Here is a 16,707-nt window from a genome sequence, read left to right as displayed (position 1 = left end):
CCCACAGTCCTAGGAGTGATTGAAATCCCCGTCTCATAGCAGAAGTCGGTTAAAACCGACTAAAACATTAAATTCAACTCTCAACTCTCTTGAGTCCTCTTTCAGAGGACTTGCGCTATGAGACAGGGAATTCATTCCCTGTCGGACTGTCGGATGTAACGAATGACAAGTTGAGGGCGAGGGCCTTGAGATTCACCCACAGTCCTAGGAGTGATTGAAATCCCCGTCTCATAGCAGAAGTCGGTTAAAACCGACTAAAACATTAAATTCAATTCTCAGCCATCTTCAGTCCTCTTTCAGAGGACTTGCGCTATGAGACAGGGACTTCATTCCCTGTCGGACTCTGGGAGTCAACGAGGGGCGAGTTGATGCTGGATTTATTTTGCTTTCATCCTTGACATTGACACTAATGTCAAGGTTTAGGCTACAGGAGTCATTCTACCAAATCAAATTTCCCCCATGACTCCCAATTCCCTCCCCATTTCTCGCCTCTGGCGCCTCGCCCAAGAACATCCAGATGCTGTGACTGCCGCCCTGTGCGGAATTCTAGTAATCTTGGGTTCGCTAGCCCTGCAATTCGGCTGGCTGGGTGTAGCCGTGTTAATCTTGCCCGCGGCTTATGTTATCGGCGGCTATTCCAGTACCCGCGAAGGCTTAACTACGCTTTTTCAAGAACGCGAATTAGATGTAGATTTGTTAATGATTGTCGCTGCTTTGGGCGCGGCCGGTTTGGGGCTGTGGCGGCAAGAATATCATTTAATTGTTGACGGTGCGGTGTTGATTTTAATCTTTGCAATTAGCGGCGCCCTTGAAGGTTATGCTATGCAGCGGACTGAACGCAGCATCCGCAGTTTGATGAGTTTGACGGCGGATACTGCTAGGGTGGTAAGGTACGGCGGGGAACGGGAAATTGCGATCGACAAATTGCAGATTGGCGATTGCATTTTAGTCAAGCCCGGAGAAATCATCCCCACAGATGCGATAATTATTGAAGGCTACAGCGCGATCGACCAAGCCTCGATTACCGGCGAATCGATGCCCGTGGAAAAAAGCAGGGGCGATGAAGTCTATGCAGGTACAATTAACGGTGTCGGCGCACTGAAACTCGAAGTGCATAAAACTCCAGAAAGCAGCTTGATTCAGCGAGTGATTCGGCTGGTTCAAGAAGCACAAACAGCAGCGCCGCCTTCTCAAATGTTTGTGGAAAAATTCGAGCGCGGTTATGCTAAATTAATTGTCGGTTTAGGCTTGCTTCTCGCAACTTTGCCGCCCTTTGTTTTGGGCTGGAATTGGGAAGAGACAATCTATCGGGCGCTGATTTTCCTAGTAGTCGCATCCCCCTGCGCGCTGATGGCTTCGATTATGCCGGCGCTGCTTTCGGGAATTGCTAACGGGGCGAGACAGGGGATTTTGTTTAAAAGCGGCGCGCAATTAGAGATGATTGGTAAAGTCAGGGCGATCGCCTTTGACAAAACCGGAACTCTCACCACGGGAAAACCTGAAGTTATCCAAATTGTACCAGCAGCCGGATATACTGAAACAGAAGTTCTGCAATTGGCTGCAGCCTTAGAAGCTCATTCCGAACACGCGATCGCCTCTGCAATTGTCAGCGCCGCCCAGCAGCAACAGTTACAATTGTCAACCGCTACCGACGTACAAGCAAAAATCGGCCAAGGAATAGTCGGCAAAGTTAACAATCAAATCATTGCCATTGGTAAAGCCGAATTTGTCGAAGCAACTTCCGAATTGACTCAAATCAGCCAGCAGTTACAAGCCGAAGGTAAAACAGTTGTTTGGGTGGCAAAAGGCGAGCAACTTTTAGGAATCATTGCAGTAGCAGATACCATCCGCCCCGAAGCAGCAGCAACGGTAAAACGCTTGCAAAAATTAGGCGTAGAACATATAATTATGCTAACCGGCGACAACAAGCAAACAGCTCAACACATCGCCCGCCAATTAGGCATCAATGAAGTGTACGCCGAACTTTTGCCAGAAGACAAAGTGCAGGCAATTAAACAACTGCAAACCCAGTATCAAACTGTAGCAATGGTGGGAGACGGCATCAACGACGCCCCCGCCCTCGCTCAAGCTTCCGTAGGCATTGCGATGGGGATTTCCGGCAGCGACGTTGCTTTAGAAACTGCTGATATCGTATTAATGGCAGATAAATTAGAGCAACTAGCTAAAGCCATTAGTTTAGGCCGCCGCGCTCAAAATGTCGTCAAACAAAACATTGTTTTTGCACTCAGTTGCATTATACTGTTGTTGGCGGCTAATTTTTTCGGAAATATCACCATGCCTTTCGGCGTCATCGGTCATGAAGGCTCTACAGTAATAGTAACCTTAAGCGGTTTGCGACTGCTCAGAAATTAGACACGAAAAACCGCTAAAATCGACGACGCAGAGCAAGAGCGAAATTAGTTTCCCGGCTTGGCCCATTGGTGACAATTTAACGTTAAACTAACCGTCTCTCTTGTTTGTATCGAAGCCTAGATCCCCCCTAACCCCCCTTAACAAGGGGGGGACAAGATTCTTCTCAAAGTCCCCCTTCTTAAGGGGGATTTAGGGGGATCGAGACTCAACTACAAGCGACATTTATTATGAGTTTCAGTCTTAAGCTGTCACCAATGGGCTTTGCCTGGGAACGAGAATCCGATCTGCGTTCATCTGCGGTTAAAACTTCTAAATATTAAGAAAAAATACAATCTGTGTTTTGTCACTCAAAACACGCTACCGTCAAAAGTATAGAATCATACCAAAATCTAAAGTTGCTCGAAAGTGCAATAAAAATTAACCTAGAAAAAGTCTAGAAAATGGTACAGAACTGATTGCACCAAGAGCAATAGAAAACAAGTTTTCTGTTGGAGGCTATTATGAACCACAAAGTCCTTGGGGCCACGCGGAACGTTGCAATTGTTGGCCCTTATTTAAGCGGTAAAACCGCACTGCTAGAAAGTTTGCTATCGGTGACAGGGACAATTACCCGCAAAGGAAATGTCAAAGAGGGTAACACAATAGGTGATAGTTCGCCGGAAGCACGCGATCGCCAAATGAGCGTAGAAGTAAACGCCGCCACCGCTGAATATGAAGGCGTCCGCTTCACATTTCTCGACTGTCCGGGCTCGGTAGAATTTGCCCAAGAAACTTACAATGCGCTGATTGGTGTGGATGCGGCGGTAATTGTTTGCGAACCCGTTGCCGATCGCACTTTAACCCTCGCACCCCTGTTTAAATTCCTCGATGATTGGGAAATTCCCCACTTAGTTTTCATCAACAAGATCGATCGAGCTTACACAGACGAAACTACTTGTGGCAGCAACTTCACCGAGGTGATCGACGCGCTCAAATCCGTTTCCAGCAGACCGATCGTACCTCACCAATATCCGATCGGCAAAAACGAACAAATCATCGGTTTTATCGACTTAGTAACCGAACAAGCTTACCACTACCATCCGGGCGCCGCCGCAGATCCCGTCCCGCTTCCAGAACACCTCAAAGCACAAGAAAGCGCAGCGCGGCAGCAAATGCTCGAAGAATTGGCGAATTTTGACGACCATTTACTCGAAGAATTGCTCGAAGAAATCAATCCCGACGCCGAAGAAATTACCCGCGATTTAAAGATGGAATTAGGCGCAGATTTAATTGTGCCAGTATTCATCGGCATCGCCGAACAAGATTTCGGCGTGCGGCCTCTGCTGGAAGCTTTGCTGAGGGAAGCGCCCACACCCGAAACTACAGCCGATCGCCGCGGCATTATACAAAGTGAAAACAAAGTTTTGGCTCAAATCCTCAAAACCTATTACACGCCGCAGGGAGGCAAACTATCGTTAGTGAGAATGTGGCGGGGGACGCTGGCAGACGGAGCAAATTTGAACGGCGTTCGAGTTAACGGTTTGTACCGCTTGACCGGCCAGCAAACGCAAAGTTTGCAATCCGTCAGCGCGGGGGAAATTGTGGCTGTGGGAAGGCTAGAAGGCTTGAAAACAGGCGATGTGCTGGGTTCGGAAGAATTGCCAAAAGCCGAAATCATCCCGCCTGTCTACGCACTGGCGATCGTCCCAGAAAAGCGCAACGATGAAGTTAAGCTGAGCTCCGCTTTAGCTAAATTGCTAGAAGAAGACCCATCTTTAGTCTGGGAACAGCACGGCGACACTCACGAAATTATACTTTGGGGTCAAGGCGAAATCCACCTGAAAGTAGCCTTAGACAGGTTGCGCCGCAAGTATAATTTGCCGATGGTAACTCACTTACCGCAAGTGCCGTACAAAGAAACCATCCGCAAACCAGCATCTTCCATCCACGGGCGCTACAAACACCAAAGCGGGGGACACGGACAATTCGGCGACGTGTACCTCGATATTACACCGCAGCCTCGCGGAGAAGGTTTCACCTTTACCGACAAAATAGTCGGCGGAGTCGTCCCAAAACAGTACATTCCCGGCGTGGAAGTGGGAGTGCGCGAGTATTTGGATCGCGGCCCGCTGGGTTTCCCGGTGGTAGACGTAGCGGTGACGCTGACGAACGGTTCCTATCATACCGTTGACAGTTCCGAACAAGCTTTCAAGCAAGCGGCGCGTTTGGCGATGCAGGAGGGAATGGCCAAGTGCGAACCCGCATTGCTGGAGCCGATCGCCAAAGTTGAAATTTGCGCTCCGAACGAGTGTACATCAAAGGTGTTGCAGTTGGTTAGCGGACACCGCGGCCAAATTCTCGGCTACGAAGGTAAAAAAGGCTGGAAGGGATGGGATGCCGTTTCTGCTTATTTGCCGATCGCAGAAATGCAGAATTTGATCGTAGAATTGCGATCGCAGACAATGGGAGTAGGATTTTTTAATTGGGAGTTCGATCGATTGCAAGAAGTGCCGGAACCTTTAGCTAAGCGGGTTTTGCAAACTAACGGAAATGGCAACGGAAACGGTAAAAATTAAGCCGTAGGGGCGGGTTCACCAACCATTTCTGGAATCATTCAAAGGATAAATAAACCCGCCCCCACCCCACGGTAAATCTGAATGTACATTGCGATTGTTTGTTGGGTGGGGGCGGGTTTTCGAGATTGTTTGTTTTAGGCTATTATGGTTGGTGGAACCCGCCCCTACCGATTTTAATTATGATTCAGCTTATTCAGTCAACTCATTTAACCCCGAAATAATATTCTCGCCTAGCATTAACGCATTTCTCGCTTCTCTTTGCAAGTTAAACATAGTATCTTCATAATCAGCTTTATTCCTAAGTTCTCTCAATCTGCTTAAATTTTCACCTATTTTGACCATATTTTTCATTTGAGTTGGGTGCTCTATAAATTCTTCGGCTACATATTGATGTTCGTTGATATCGCGATTCTTACGAAAAAGTCTTGGGTCTTGTTCAATGTCACGTAAGTAATTTCGCGCTAGACAAAATGTCGAATAGTATGCTCTACTTATCGCCGATCGCAACTTGGCTTCCCTGTTAGCTGAACTGTCACTATTCGTGGCAGCTAACTCTTGAGCTAAATTCAAATATTCAGACCAATCAAATCTCATTTTACTCCCATTCAAGGCTAATATGTAAATCATTTTTGGGGGCTGCTATTTTAGCTTCGAGCCACCAACTATCATCAAGGATGTTTAACTTTGCAAAAGCTTCATCGACTTCGAGTTTGGTGTAAATGGTAATCCACAGCGATCGCCAGTTGGCAATTTCTGGATCGGTTTTCACTTCTAAGCCTAATCTTTCCGTAGGAAATAGCGCTCGAATGTGATCGTAAGCTTCCAGAATCAAAGGTGCGATAGCTTCTTGTTCGATGAGAATTTTAAAACTTTCTAGGGGGTTTTCAACCGCGTACAGGCTTTTGATTTTATTAAAAGATGCAATTAAATTGTCAAAGGCTTTAGCTATTTCAGAGGGATTTTCCATTTCTCCTTGTGACTGAGGAAAGGAAGGGCTTAAATTTGCAGCATCGGTGCTGTAAATGCTGTCACTTGTCTCGTTGTAGCGTTTGTCTTTTGATTTTACTTGGTACTGCTCTTTTAAGTCGAGGCGTTCTTTTGTGTAAATCTCGTTCAGAGTGTGGTTTTGTTCGGCTAATTTTTCTAAAGCCAATATCTGACTACTTATATTCTCTTCCAACTCGCCAAGCTGGACAGATGAATCTAGTTTAGCTAAAGCAGCGCCAAGGGCTTGCAACCTAATAATATCTGTTTCTTTCATAAGAGTCGATGGTTTGGAAGTTAGGGATTAACTTTACCAGTAATCGTGAAGCCTGTCTGGAGATTGTAGCAGATTTGGCGGTTGAATGTATTTTTGGTTCGTAGGGGCGCGCTCACCAACAATATATAATGATGACCAACAATCTATATAAACCCGCCCCCATCCCAGGGTAAATCTGAATGTACATTTCGATTTATCGTGGGGAGAGGGCGGGTTTTCGAGATTGTTTGTTTCAGGTGATTAGGGTTGTTGAAACCCGCCCTTACGATCGCACAAATTATACGATCGCGAATCAACGAGACATGATATTAGAGAACTCGATAATTCATCAGTGTATCCGTGTCAAAATCTCTTAGAGTGCCTTCTTCCTTACCCTAAAAAGAAATAATCAAGTAACCATTCAGGAACTTAGCACCAGTAACAGACTTCCCAGTCAGCGCCGGAGGCAGCAAAATATTGCGCCGCTGATCGCCCGCTTCGATCGTCACTTCTGGCCCCGATTGAATCAATTTAATTTCTTTCTTGTCAAACCCAGGCAAAAACAAACTAACTTGACGCTGTGCAATGTTTATGTTAATCGGTTTAGGAGCTTTTGCGGCCTCCGAAAAATCTGGCAAAGCATCAATTAGCGGCTGCCAATTATTGTCACTGTGCGCCGGAACCGAAACAGCCGTCAAAGGATCAAACTCGGCAGTAATAGCTTCTGTAACCGATGCTTGATTAACAATGACACCGCCCACAGTCAAACTAACTTGTTGAGAACTTCCCCAAAGATAGCGGGCAGTTGCGATCGCGCTTGCATCCCCAGTCGTCACCAAAAAAGCGGCCGTGCGGTTCGGATCTGCCAGCGCTTCCTTACCCTTATCCAAGAGATTATCGACTTGCTTAGTAGATTGAAAAGCATTGTCTCCCGACATATCCACAGTCAACACGGTACTGACAAGCGGTTGAATAAAAGGCGACGACGACAAAGCTTTACCCAAATCCGAATCTACCAAAGCTTGGCGGAAGCGGCGGATGTACCAACTCAGAATTTCCGGCATTCCCAGCATCCGCAGCGTATCCATGCCGCCATTGCCGTCATAAACAATTACATCGTATTGTTTGCTGTCGTCGTATTCCCGAAGTTCATTCAACGCCAGCGCGCTGTCCATTCCCGGTAACACCCCTAATTCTTGACCGTAAATCTGCTTGAAAAACGGAGTACGGACATATTGAGCTTCTAGTTGTTTAACTTCGTCCCACCTGCGTTCTAGCAGTGGCCCGCTTTGCACCTGAACTGCTTTGAGGTTGGGGGCGATTTCCTGGGGGCTGAGAGTCAGGGGAGTCCCTAGCAGGATACCCAATGCAGGGCCCGGATCTTGGCCGAGCAGCAGAACTCGCTTGCCTTGAGCCGCGTATTTTTTAGCTGTTGCGATCGCGATCGTACTGCGGCCAGTGCCGCCTTTGCCCAAAAATGTCAAAATCAAAGCCATTTTCTGTTCTCACTGCCAAAGCTTACTCTTTAACATTTAAGCGCAACCTTCAGCGAGAGTGGGGGAGGGGGGAGAGTGGAGGAAGAGGAGAGTGGGAGAGTGGGAGAGGGGGAGAGTGGGAGACGAAAGGAAACACAGTTAAATTCAATCCGTGTATCCGTGTCCGAATCCGTGTCGTGCCCCTCTTCCTTCTACATCTGTTAAACGGGTTCTAGCTCATCTTCAAAGAACCAAGTCGCAAAACCGTCAAACTTGACAACCACGCCTACTCCGCTACCGTCAACCATTCTGAATCCGTCAACAGTGCCTACTGGATTCTCCTTTATCTTGCCCACCATATTTGCAGGTATCCGATCTCTGAGACGGCGCACCTTCACTCTCTGACCTACTTCTATTGCCACTGAAATTGTTCTCCTGCTCTATATAACCTATATACAACCGTTTATTTTACAGTTTGGCGTCTACTTCGGAACAGCAACACCCTCCGTCGATCGCTCGCTATGATTTTCCATCGAAATTTCGACCAACTTTCCCTAAAAGACGGTATTCTAGTCGGAGTTTGTCGATCGTCTACCCTGATTCGCTTGGGTTTGCTTCATAATGTTCCACAGCGGCAAGCTCCACTGGCAGAGGCTGTTCACCACTTAGATAATTATTTTTTATTGATTCGCAAAAAGAAGTTTTTTATTAATTGCCACAACTACAGGATTTCTCCCCAATTAGTCATCCTTCAGGCAGAAGCCAAAAGACATTCAAAAGCAGTAATTAATTTTATGTTTGCTATATATAAATCTGCCCTCTCTGACGTTGACAACGGCGAAATTTCATGCTGTAAAGGACTTTGAGTCGGGTTTGCCAAATTTCCCGAAGGTCAGATTTTAGTAAAGTGTCATGTTGTAACACTTTACTAAAATCTGACCCAAAAAAGAAGTTTTAATGCTAAACTTTCAGGCTGATAAAGTTTATTTTTGCTGCAGTGTTACGGCGTAAAAAATGGAACGATTGCCGGATTTAGGGTGTCTGATACAGGAAAGGAAGTCTAGAAACTTCAATATGACAAAATTGAAATTATGAATAAAATTTTTACCTGTGGGCGATCGACCAAAATTCCGCTCCTAAGTTTGTCCTTGGCTGTGCTCGCGAGTCTGTCGCCCTTTCGTGGGACGATCGCCAGTCCGCTCTCTCCATCCCCCAAACAGCAGTCGAACCCTACTAAAATTGTCTCAGTCGCTCGACCGCCAGCATTGCCAACTGACTCAAAATCTCCCAAAAATCCGGCAACAGTGGCGGCGAATCCATCCCCAGCAGACACGATAAACGCCCAGGGAACAGCGGCAGCGCGATCGCTCGAAATAGAAGAAATTAGCGGTACAGTCAGCTTTAAAGGGCGGCCAGCGGTTGTGGGCGATCGGCTACTCGCCCCCGGAGATGAAATCATCACCGGCCCCAATTCCACAGCCCGTTTAGGCATCGACAACAACATCGGCACCGTGGAAGTTGCCGAAAAAACCACACTCAGAATATCCGATTTGTCAAGCCGTGCAGGCGGCGAAAAAAGCACAGCCATTTTTGTCAGCAGGGGGCGAGTCAGGTTGTCGATCGGCAAAACTGCTGCTGCAACTCCCGCAGCCACCACCTCAACAATTATCCCGCCGAACCAAATAGCCGCCCTCAATACCTTCAGCGGACTCGGCAAATCCAGTCAAATTGCCCAACAAACCCGTTCTGCCAGAACCGCCCCAATCAGGGTTGAAACCCCAGAAGGCGTTGCCGGAGTCCGCGGCACATCCTTTGGCGTCAGCGTCGGCGGCGGCAAAACCGCAGTCGAAACTATTGAAGGTGCAGTCGTAGTATCCGGCAACACCGACTCGGAAGTAGTTCTCAACAGCGGCAACTCCACGACTATTTTCCCTCAAACCTCGCCCGTGGCGCCCTCAGCCAGCCCTCGCCTAGCTAAACTCAAAGTCCGCAGTTTATTGAGAGTCAGCGGCAATATCTATCGCCTCAGCGGTCAAATTAACCCGATCGACACAGTTTATGTCCACAATGAAGAAATTAAGATCGATCGAAAAGGCAACTTCAAAATCCAAGGAATTTTACCTCCAAGTCGCCGCCTCGAAATCGTAGTGCGAGGCCCGTCAGTCACAGAAAGGCATTACAGCTTCGCAGTTCGCTAAACAACCTATCGTCGCGAGTAATCTACGCGGGCCGTCTCTGAGGACTTGAATTATATCTAAGATGTTGCACCATTCTCAATAAGCCCTAGGGGCGGGTTCGCCAACAGCCTTAAAGCTTGCAAATAGGTTCTATAAACCCGCCCGACCCCACGAAAAAGCCTGTTCTTGACAATGGTGCAAGATGTGAGTTAGATCCTAAGTTTTATCTGGGTTGATTATTTTGTGTAGGTGCGAAGCATTTTGCGATGAATCTCGGTAGTCAAAATAAATAAATTTTGCCCCCACCCTTCGCCCTTACGGTATTGTAAAACTTCATGACAATCAAGCATCCAGGATACAAGCCCCCGGATTCATCCGTCCAGAAGTAAAAAACCTGTATCCGATAAAGGATCCCCCGAATTTATCCGTGGGGTCAATCTAAAATCTAAAATCTAAAATCTAAAATCGATTGACTCCCACTCCTCTCGAAGTTCGGACTCGAATGTCAATTATTGCGTCTAATTAATTGCATGAAGTTCAAAAAATGGATCGATCATCTCAAACAGAATCAACTGATCGGCTTGCGGCAATATGTATTCACAAATCCTCCCTGGATGACAGGGGCAGTAGTAGGTCTAATGTCTGTAGCCATGCTACAATTTGGAATGTGGAAACCCCTTGAATATTTGGGATACAAAACGCTATTTCAAATTCGAGAATCGGGAATTTTGCCAAATCCCGGATGGGATGAGAGAATTGCGGTAATTGCGATCGAACGGCATTCCTTGCAAGAATACGGTCAATTTCCTTGGCCTCGCAACCGCTACGCCCAACTGCTAGAAGCACTGAAAAAATCTCCCCCTACAGCAGTTGGTTTTGACATTCTTTTCCTCGATCCAAGTCCGAAAGATGATATTTTAGCCGCTGCAATCGCCACCAACGGCAAAGTTGTACTCGCTAAAACCACCAAAGAAGAACCCGTAGCATCTTTAAAAGCAGCAGCCGCAGGTGTCGGCCACATCGGCCAGGAACCCGATAGCGACGGTATTAGCCGCGAGTCAAAAATCTTTCTCAACGGGATTCCTAATTTCGGTTTAGCAATGACTCACAGGTACAATGCTGCTAATCCCCAAGATCCAGTATTGCTCCCACAGTCCAAAAATAAGCAGGAAAAAAAAGTCTGGGTTAACTGGCCAGGGAAAACAGAAAATCTACCTACCTATGCTTTTGTTGATGTCGTAGAAGGTAGAATTCCAGCAGATTCTCTGACTAATAAGTTAGTTTTAGTGGGCATAGTTGCTACCGGTTTCGATCCGATATCTTCACCTCTCAACAAGACTACGGCTGGGGTTTATTTATATGCAGCGTTGATTGACAATTTGCTCAATCAACGCTTGCTCCAGCGGCTGCCGGTACTCGTAGAAATTTTGTTATTGTTGGGGATTGGCCCGCTTACCGCTTTGGTTCTGGGCAACCGAGGTGTTAAAGAGAGAATTGCGATCGCTCTCGGTTTGCCTATAATTTGGATTGGGGCTGCCGCTTTGTTATTTGGCTTCTTTTTTTGGTGGGTTCCGATTGCCGCACCTATCGGCACTCTCATTTTATCTAGCACTGCTTTGCAACTTCGGGAACAGTACGAAAAGCAGCAGTTGATGAGGTTATTTGAAAAGCACGTCGATCCAGAGACTGCTCAGCTTATTTGGCAACGCAAAGCTGAGATATTTGAACAGGGAGAACTCGAACCTCAAGAACTTACAGCAACGGTGCTGTTTATGGATATTCGTAGTTTTACTTCAATTTCAGAAAAAATGCCACCGCGGGATTTGCTCACCTGGCTGAACAATTATTTGGAAGCGATGACTAACTGTATTATGGATCACGGTGGCGTTGTAGATAAATACATCGGTGATGCAATTATGGCAGTTTTTGGAGTGCCTTTTTGCCATAGCGAATATGCAGAAATTCAACAAGATGCTTTGAATGCAGTTGCGGCTTGTATTGCGATGCACGAACGGCTGCACCAACTTAATCAGCAGCTTAGAATTGAACGCAAACCTTTAATTAAGTTTGGCATCGGGTTGCATACCGGACAGTTAGTTGCTGGTAGCGTGGGCGGTTCCCGGCGTTTGAATTATTCTGTGATCGGCGATGCTGTCAACGTTGCTGCTAGATTGGAGGCGATGAATAAGGAAATTGTTTCTGACAGTCCTTTTAATTTGTTGGTGACGGCGAGGACTTTTTCTTACGTGCGCGATCGCTACGAAGGCCAAAAAGTAGGCTCGATTCAATTGCGCGGCAAAAAAGAAGAGACTGTGGTTTATGCTATTTTGGGCGAAAAACATTAGTCAGTTGTCAGTTGTCAGTTGTCAGTTGTCAGTTGGGAAAATTACCTTTTTCCCAATTCCCCATTAGACATTCCCAATTCCCAATTCCCCGTTCCTAATGACTGCGGACTAAGCTGTCGCGCATTTAATTGGGATAGTTATGTTAGTAAAAATCTTGTGGGGTGGGCATCTTGCCTGCCCTAAAAGTGAAAATTAAATGTAGTATAGCTTACTGACCAATCTAATCAAATACGCTTAGCCCCAAAGTTTTAGCTATTTTTTCTAACAAAAATAACCCACCGATAGAATTTCCATCTTTATCCAGGGGCGGACTGTAAAAGCCGATCGCCCCCTGGCCCGGAATTACCGACACCAAAGCCCCGCTAACTCCCGACTTGGCCGGCAACCCCACCCGCAGCGCAAAACGGCCCGATGCTTCATACAAACCGCAAGTTGCCATCAGCGCTTTGACACTACGGCAATTTTCCCCCATTGCTCGATCGCCGCTATTTACCAAAACCATCCCCAGCTTAGCTAAATCCTCCACAGTTCCCGACAAACAGCAGATGCGATTGTAGGTTTCTAAAGCAATTTCTGGATTTTGAATGTAACCCGATTCTACCATTTTCAAGGCGAGATTCCAATTATTTTGATTCGGATTTGTCTTCACTGAATCGAGCATTAACTCGTCAACAAATAACTGACTGTTTGCCTGTTGATTCAGCCAAGTTCGCAAGTTTTGACAGCGCGACACAGCATTTTGACCGGGAATCAAAGACGCTAGGGCGATCGCCCCGCTATTAATCATCGGGTTTCTCGGCTTCCCTTGGTCTATTTCGAGTTGAGTTAAGGAATTGAAAGGCAGTTCCGAAGGCTCACACCCAACGCAGTCAAACACCCTTTTTTCGCCCAATTCGCACAGCAAATAAAGCAGCACAAAAGGCTTGACTACACTCATCAGCGGGAATGCTTGAGCAATGCTACCCCAGCTCACAATTTGCGCGTCAATTGCCCGAATTTGCACGGCAAACCCTTGTCTGTCGGCTTGCGCTAGGAGAGGTATGTACGCAGGGATTTGACCCGATTTACTGCGATTAATTGCCTCTTTTGCCCAAACTGCCAGTTGTTCCGGTTCCAAGGAAGATAGTTGGCTGGTGGATATTTTCACTCTCGATTATTTCGATCATTTTAAATTTTAGATTGCCATTCCTGGCGCGATATTGAGCCAGAAACCCCGTTTATTAACCGAATTGCGTCACTTGGGGCCGCTCCGGGAAGAAACTGGGTTTCTTCGGGGATCTCAACCAAGCTCGAACTTCAGGCTAGTCAACTACCCAGCATCAAGCGGAGTACCGCCGGAGATGTGGGCTTGTATCTGAACTCCACCGCAATTCCGAGAACCTTTGCAGAATCTCAGCTTTAGTTTCACCGCCCGACACATTAGGGGATGCTGACAAGCTCCCCGTACTCGTCCAGTCCTGCCGAACGAGCAACGTTCTCATGGCAATATTTCGCGCACCCACCAAATCAGCATGAAGCTCATGCCCGCAACACTCGCAACGAAACAATAGTCCTTTTTTAGGTCTATTGCCGGCCGAAGTGTGTCCACATTTTGGACAGCTTTGCGAGGTATAATTAGCTGGAACTTTAGTAGCTAAAGAGCCGTTCAAATTAGCTTTGTAGTCAATATAGCCGTGCAGTTCGGCAAACGACCATTTAGCTTTGTTTCGATTAGCTTTTCGCTGTTTTTTGCTAACCTTTTTACCAGACTTGGACTTGGTTATATCCCGAATTCCGGTTAGGTTTTCCAGTCCAATTAAAGTATTAGGCTTTGCAATATCCTTGCTGATTTGGTGGTTCACGTCAGCGATAAACCGTCTTTCTCTTCCCGACAAAGCAATTAGTCTGCGCTTTGCCGAACGAGTGTCTTTACGCTGAAGAGTTTGTCTAGCTTTATGATAGCGGTTGGCTTTATGTCTAGCTTCTGAACCTGAGTAGAAATTAGACTTGTTTTGTAAGTCTGTTTCTACGGCTAAGTAGCGCATCCCCACGTCAACGCCAGAAACTCTAGTTATTTTCAGTGGGTCGAGTTCAGGGGTTTCTACCTCAATACTTACCATCAAATAGTAAACCTTAGAGGAACGCTGATAGACAATTTTAGCTGCTCCAACTTTGGAACCATTCGCAATGAAATCCAGATGCTTGTTGTAGCCATCATACGAGACTACTATTCGACCAGTCAGGGTAATAATACTCACCTTCTGCTCGGATTTAAACGAGTAGTCACGCTGATAATTCAAGATACAGGTTCGAGAGATATACTTAGGGGGTTGGTCTAGTCCTTTGTACCGTTTCTTGGTGTACCCTTTAGCGATAGCATCGTTAGATTGTTTTACCTTAGTCCAGAGAGTTTTATACGTTGCCGAAACTTGTCTCGGTACATTGCAAGCCATCTGAGCGCCAAGTCCAAATCGAACTCGCAATTCATTGTAGACAGCCTTTTGTAACTTAGCACCATTGCTGGTTTTGTTCGCATCAAAAGCAACTTGTGAAGTATGATTCAAGGCATCGCGATAAGCCAAGGTAGTCTGAGATACCAAAGCTTTTTGCTCGGCATTCAGGTTTAGTTTTAGCTTGGCGGTGATTATTTGAGGCATTACTTTCACGAACTATGACAAAATTCAATCTCGTGAACATACAAAAAGCAAGTGGTGTAGCAAAATAATTTGTTCGCTCATCGACCGCCCCTCGCCTTCCAACACCTAAAGTCGTTGGTTTAGTTCGGGGCGGTTCTCTTCACTCACGCAAATTCCTCCCGACGCTCACCTGGGTACAGGTAGAGCGCGGGACTCCTTTTGATTTAGTTGACGTTTCTGCCCGCCGGGAGCAAATAAATTTTTCATAAAAAACCTGTACTTTGCATAAAAATCTCCCTTTCACCCGGATATATAAGTAGCAGCTTCAAGGCAAGGCTGCTATCTAAAACAAACCAGCACTAGCTGGAAATGCCTTCAGATTCTTATGTTTAAGCCCCAGCAAGGGGCGGGGTGCATATTTAACTTAATTCTTTCAGAGTTCGCGAAATCCTGTCCGGAAAACCCCCGAACCTTTAAGAATGTACTATCCAACCGGATTCACCAAAACCAGGATAAAAAAATGGCAGACGAACCGAAAGCTGAAGCACCAAAGCCCGCTCCCATGATTTTTAAGGGTGTGTGCAAGGAGGGAGTTCTCAAAGGCAAAGAAATTGAAGGCAAACTAGATATCAAAGTCAACGTCGAATCTGTAACAACCCCAGAAGCACCGCCCAAAAAATCTGAGTGGGAGCCAGTTATCTTTTGGGTATTGTTTGCATTCATGGCAAACTTGATTGTCGGCGATCCCGCCGGAATGAGAAAAAAATACAGCTCCCCACAAAGGTCTCATTCTCATCAGATGTTAAACCAATCTGGGGAGCAGTCGCTGTTGCCTAAGAAAAACACCAGCAACTTGCCACTTTAGGCCCTGGGAGCCTGCCAGCCACGCAAATAGTAATAGAAAGACCCGAAATATTCATCGAATACTCGCGTCGTAGTTACCAAAGCTTCTGCACTAGGCAGAAAATCTCCCGCGTCTAAGCGGAGTCTGGATTTCCCTCCTGCCGTGGGTTGAAAAGTGTAGAAGTCGGTAGCCCTAGGAATCACCTGGATTCCCATATTCGCAAAAGCGAGGCTGGCACGGCGCATCTGAATCGCAGATGTTACCAGGATTACTTTGCGCGGGGCGCCACGGCTGTCGAGTATCTTTCTCACTTCTTCGGCGCTGGTGCGTATGTTGCTGCCGTTATCGTCGAGAACGATACTGCTGCGTGGCACGCCCATGTTGTTTGCCAGCAAAGTCTCGATATCCTTCGCTTCCCCAACATAACCCTCCAACTCTGGTCTGGGGCCAGCGGTAACGATGACCATCGGTGCCACTTTTTGGCGGTACAAAACGGCAGCATAGGGCAGGCGATTACCTGTATCTGTCAGTTGAATCGCTACTCGGTTGGGGATGTGAGGCTGAGTGGTTCCCTTGCCTAGGAGAACTATCGCCGCGGCAGTTTCATCGCAGCAAGCTGTGCGGACGGCGGCAGCGGCGTCCCGTTCTGCTTGGTCGGCGAACCAGTAAGCGACAACTGGCATACTCGAAAGGATCAAAACTAGCAGCGCTGCCAGGATCATTCTCGGCGCCGGGTTGCGGATGCCCCCGTTCGTGATCAGCGCCGACGCAATCACCAGCAGAGTGATGGAAAAACCCAACGGCTTAAAGAAGAAGGCTATGAGCCCGAAAATCGCTGCTCCGACTGGTGTGTCTGGCGCAAAAAAAGCGAGGAACAAAAGGCTGATCAGCAGCAAAACGCGCAGTCGGTCTAATAACGGATTGTCTTTACCTCCTGATTGATCCCACCACGATTTGATCAGTGAGAACAGGAGGAATAGAAATAGAATGCGAGCTAACAGTTCTGGCATCTTGCAATATTCTGTGTCTTCATAAATTAGTACGGAAGTGTGGAAACGAGCGCGAATTTAGCTGCGGGAGGAA

General features: G+C 46.9%; 13 protein-coding genes. 6 read left to right on the top strand and 7 right to left on the bottom strand.

The features are described from left to right. The first annotated feature begins 459 nt into the window (after positions 1 to 459). Positions 460 to 2,373, top strand: a complete 1,914-nt coding sequence (locus tag QT987_RS10335; RefSeq protein WP_333239528.1) for a heavy metal translocating P-type ATPase — start codon at positions 460 to 462, stop codon at positions 2,371 to 2,373. 500 nt (positions 2,374 to 2,873) lie between these two features. After that, on the top strand, positions 2,874 to 4,928 hold the full coding sequence (locus QT987_RS10330) for an elongation factor G (protein ID WP_333239526.1): 2,055 nt from the start codon (positions 2,874 to 2,876) through the stop codon (positions 4,926 to 4,928). Between the two features lie 189 nt (positions 4,929 to 5,117). On the opposite strand, the gene QT987_RS10325 is transcribed toward QT987_RS10330, so the two are convergent. The 4 genes from QT987_RS10325 to petP form a co-directional block, all read right to left on the bottom strand. Next, a complete protein-coding gene (locus tag QT987_RS10325) occupies positions 5,118 to 5,522 on the bottom strand; it encodes a HEPN domain-containing protein (protein ID WP_333239524.1) in 405 nt (134 codons plus the stop codon). A gap of 1 nt (position 5,523) precedes the next feature. Continuing rightward, positions 5,524 to 6,189: a hypothetical protein gene (locus QT987_RS10320; RefSeq protein WP_333239523.1), complete on the bottom strand. Its 666-nt coding sequence runs from the start codon at positions 6,187 to 6,189 to the stop codon at positions 5,524 to 5,526. Positions 6,190 to 6,563: 374 nt separating this feature from the next. Next, on the bottom strand, positions 6,564 to 7,664 hold the full coding sequence (locus tag QT987_RS10315; protein WP_333239521.1) for a Get3/ArsA fold putative tail anchor-mediating ATPase NosAFP: 1,101 nt from the start codon (positions 7,662 to 7,664) through the stop codon (positions 6,564 to 6,566). Positions 7,665 to 7,864: 200 nt separating this feature from the next. Next, positions 7,865 to 8,065, bottom strand: a complete 201-nt coding sequence (gene petP / locus QT987_RS10310) for a cytochrome b6f subunit PetP (protein ID WP_333054278.1) — start codon at positions 8,063 to 8,065, stop codon at positions 7,865 to 7,867. 99 nt (positions 8,066 to 8,164) lie between these two features. On the opposite strand from petP, the gene QT987_RS10305 reads away from it, so the two are divergent. The 3 genes from QT987_RS10305 to QT987_RS10295 all read left to right on the top strand — a co-directional run bounded on the left by QT987_RS10305 (position 8,165) and on the right by QT987_RS10295 (position 12,165). Beyond that, a complete protein-coding gene (locus tag QT987_RS10305) occupies positions 8,165 to 8,509 on the top strand; it encodes a hypothetical protein (protein WP_333239519.1) in 345 nt (114 codons plus the stop codon). Between the two features lie 225 nt (positions 8,510 to 8,734). Then, on the top strand, positions 8,735 to 9,841 hold the full coding sequence (locus QT987_RS10300) for a FecR domain-containing protein (protein WP_333239517.1): 1,107 nt from the start codon (positions 8,735 to 8,737) through the stop codon (positions 9,839 to 9,841). 509 nt (positions 9,842 to 10,350) lie between these two features. Then, positions 10,351 to 12,165: an adenylate/guanylate cyclase domain-containing protein gene (locus tag QT987_RS10295; protein WP_333239515.1), complete on the top strand. Its 1,815-nt coding sequence runs from the start codon at positions 10,351 to 10,353 to the stop codon at positions 12,163 to 12,165. A 220-nt stretch (positions 12,166 to 12,385) separates the two neighbouring features. Here the strand turns inward: QT987_RS10295 and glsA are convergent, their stop codons facing one another. Both glsA and QT987_RS10285 read right to left on the bottom strand, forming a co-directional pair. After that, on the bottom strand, positions 12,386 to 13,312 hold the full coding sequence (glsA, locus tag QT987_RS10290) for a glutaminase A (RefSeq protein ID WP_333239513.1): 927 nt from the start codon (positions 13,310 to 13,312) through the stop codon (positions 12,386 to 12,388). A 172-nt stretch (positions 13,313 to 13,484) separates the two neighbouring features. Next, positions 13,485 to 14,801 (bottom strand): transposase, encoded by a 1,317-nt coding sequence (locus QT987_RS10285; RefSeq protein ID WP_333239511.1) that lies wholly within the window; start codon positions 14,799 to 14,801, stop codon positions 13,485 to 13,487. Positions 14,802 to 15,300: 499 nt separating this feature from the next. Between QT987_RS10285 and QT987_RS10280 the strand changes: the two genes are divergently transcribed. After that, the gene (locus tag QT987_RS10280; protein ID WP_333054272.1) at positions 15,301 to 15,645 is read left to right on the top strand and encodes a hypothetical protein; all 345 of its coding nucleotides are present in this window, start codon (positions 15,301 to 15,303) and stop codon (positions 15,643 to 15,645) included. Here QT987_RS10280 and QT987_RS10275 read toward each other — a convergent pair. Next, positions 15,642 to 16,634: a YdcF family protein gene (locus tag QT987_RS10275; RefSeq protein ID WP_333054271.1), complete on the bottom strand. Its 993-nt coding sequence runs from the start codon at positions 16,632 to 16,634 to the stop codon at positions 15,642 to 15,644. The two genes, QT987_RS10280 and QT987_RS10275, sit on opposite strands and share 4 nt — an antisense overlap. Positions 16,635 to 16,707 lie beyond the last annotated feature (73 nt).

Source organism: Microcoleus sp. SVA1B4 (genome assembly GCF_036700545.1).
Classification (GTDB): Bacteria; Cyanobacteriota; Cyanobacteriia; order Cyanobacteriales; family Microcoleaceae; genus Microcoleus.
This window is presented reverse-complemented; position numbering and strand designations above follow the sequence as displayed.

Excerpts from the sequence above, each read along its gene's own strand:
- QT987_RS10295 (WP_333239515.1), top strand. The coding sequence starts at position 10,351 with ATGAAGTTCAAAAAATGGATCGATCATCTCAAACAGAATCAACTGATC.
- QT987_RS10335 (WP_333239528.1), top strand. The coding sequence starts at position 460 with ATGACTCCCAATTCCCTCCCCATTTCTCGCCTCTGGCGCCTCGCCCAA.
- QT987_RS10285 (WP_333239511.1), bottom strand. The coding sequence starts at position 14,801 with ATGCCTCAAATAATCACCGCCAAGCTAAAACTAAACCTGAATGCCGAG.
- QT987_RS10305 (WP_333239519.1), top strand. The coding sequence starts at position 8,165 with ATGATTTTCCATCGAAATTTCGACCAACTTTCCCTAAAAGACGGTATT.
- QT987_RS10325 (WP_333239524.1), bottom strand. The coding sequence starts at position 5,522 with ATGAGATTTGATTGGTCTGAATATTTGAATTTAGCTCAAGAGTTAGCT.
- QT987_RS10280 (WP_333054272.1), top strand. The coding sequence starts at position 15,301 with ATGGCAGACGAACCGAAAGCTGAAGCACCAAAGCCCGCTCCCATGATT.
- QT987_RS10275 (WP_333054271.1), bottom strand. The coding sequence starts at position 16,634 with ATGCCAGAACTGTTAGCTCGCATTCTATTTCTATTCCTCCTGTTCTCA.
- QT987_RS10330 (WP_333239526.1), top strand. The coding sequence starts at position 2,874 with ATGAACCACAAAGTCCTTGGGGCCACGCGGAACGTTGCAATTGTTGGC.
- QT987_RS10300 (WP_333239517.1), top strand. The coding sequence starts at position 8,735 with ATGAATAAAATTTTTACCTGTGGGCGATCGACCAAAATTCCGCTCCTA.
- QT987_RS10315 (WP_333239521.1), bottom strand. The coding sequence starts at position 7,664 with ATGGCTTTGATTTTGACATTTTTGGGCAAAGGCGGCACTGGCCGCAGT.
- QT987_RS10320 (WP_333239523.1), bottom strand. The coding sequence starts at position 6,189 with ATGAAAGAAACAGATATTATTAGGTTGCAAGCCCTTGGCGCTGCTTTA.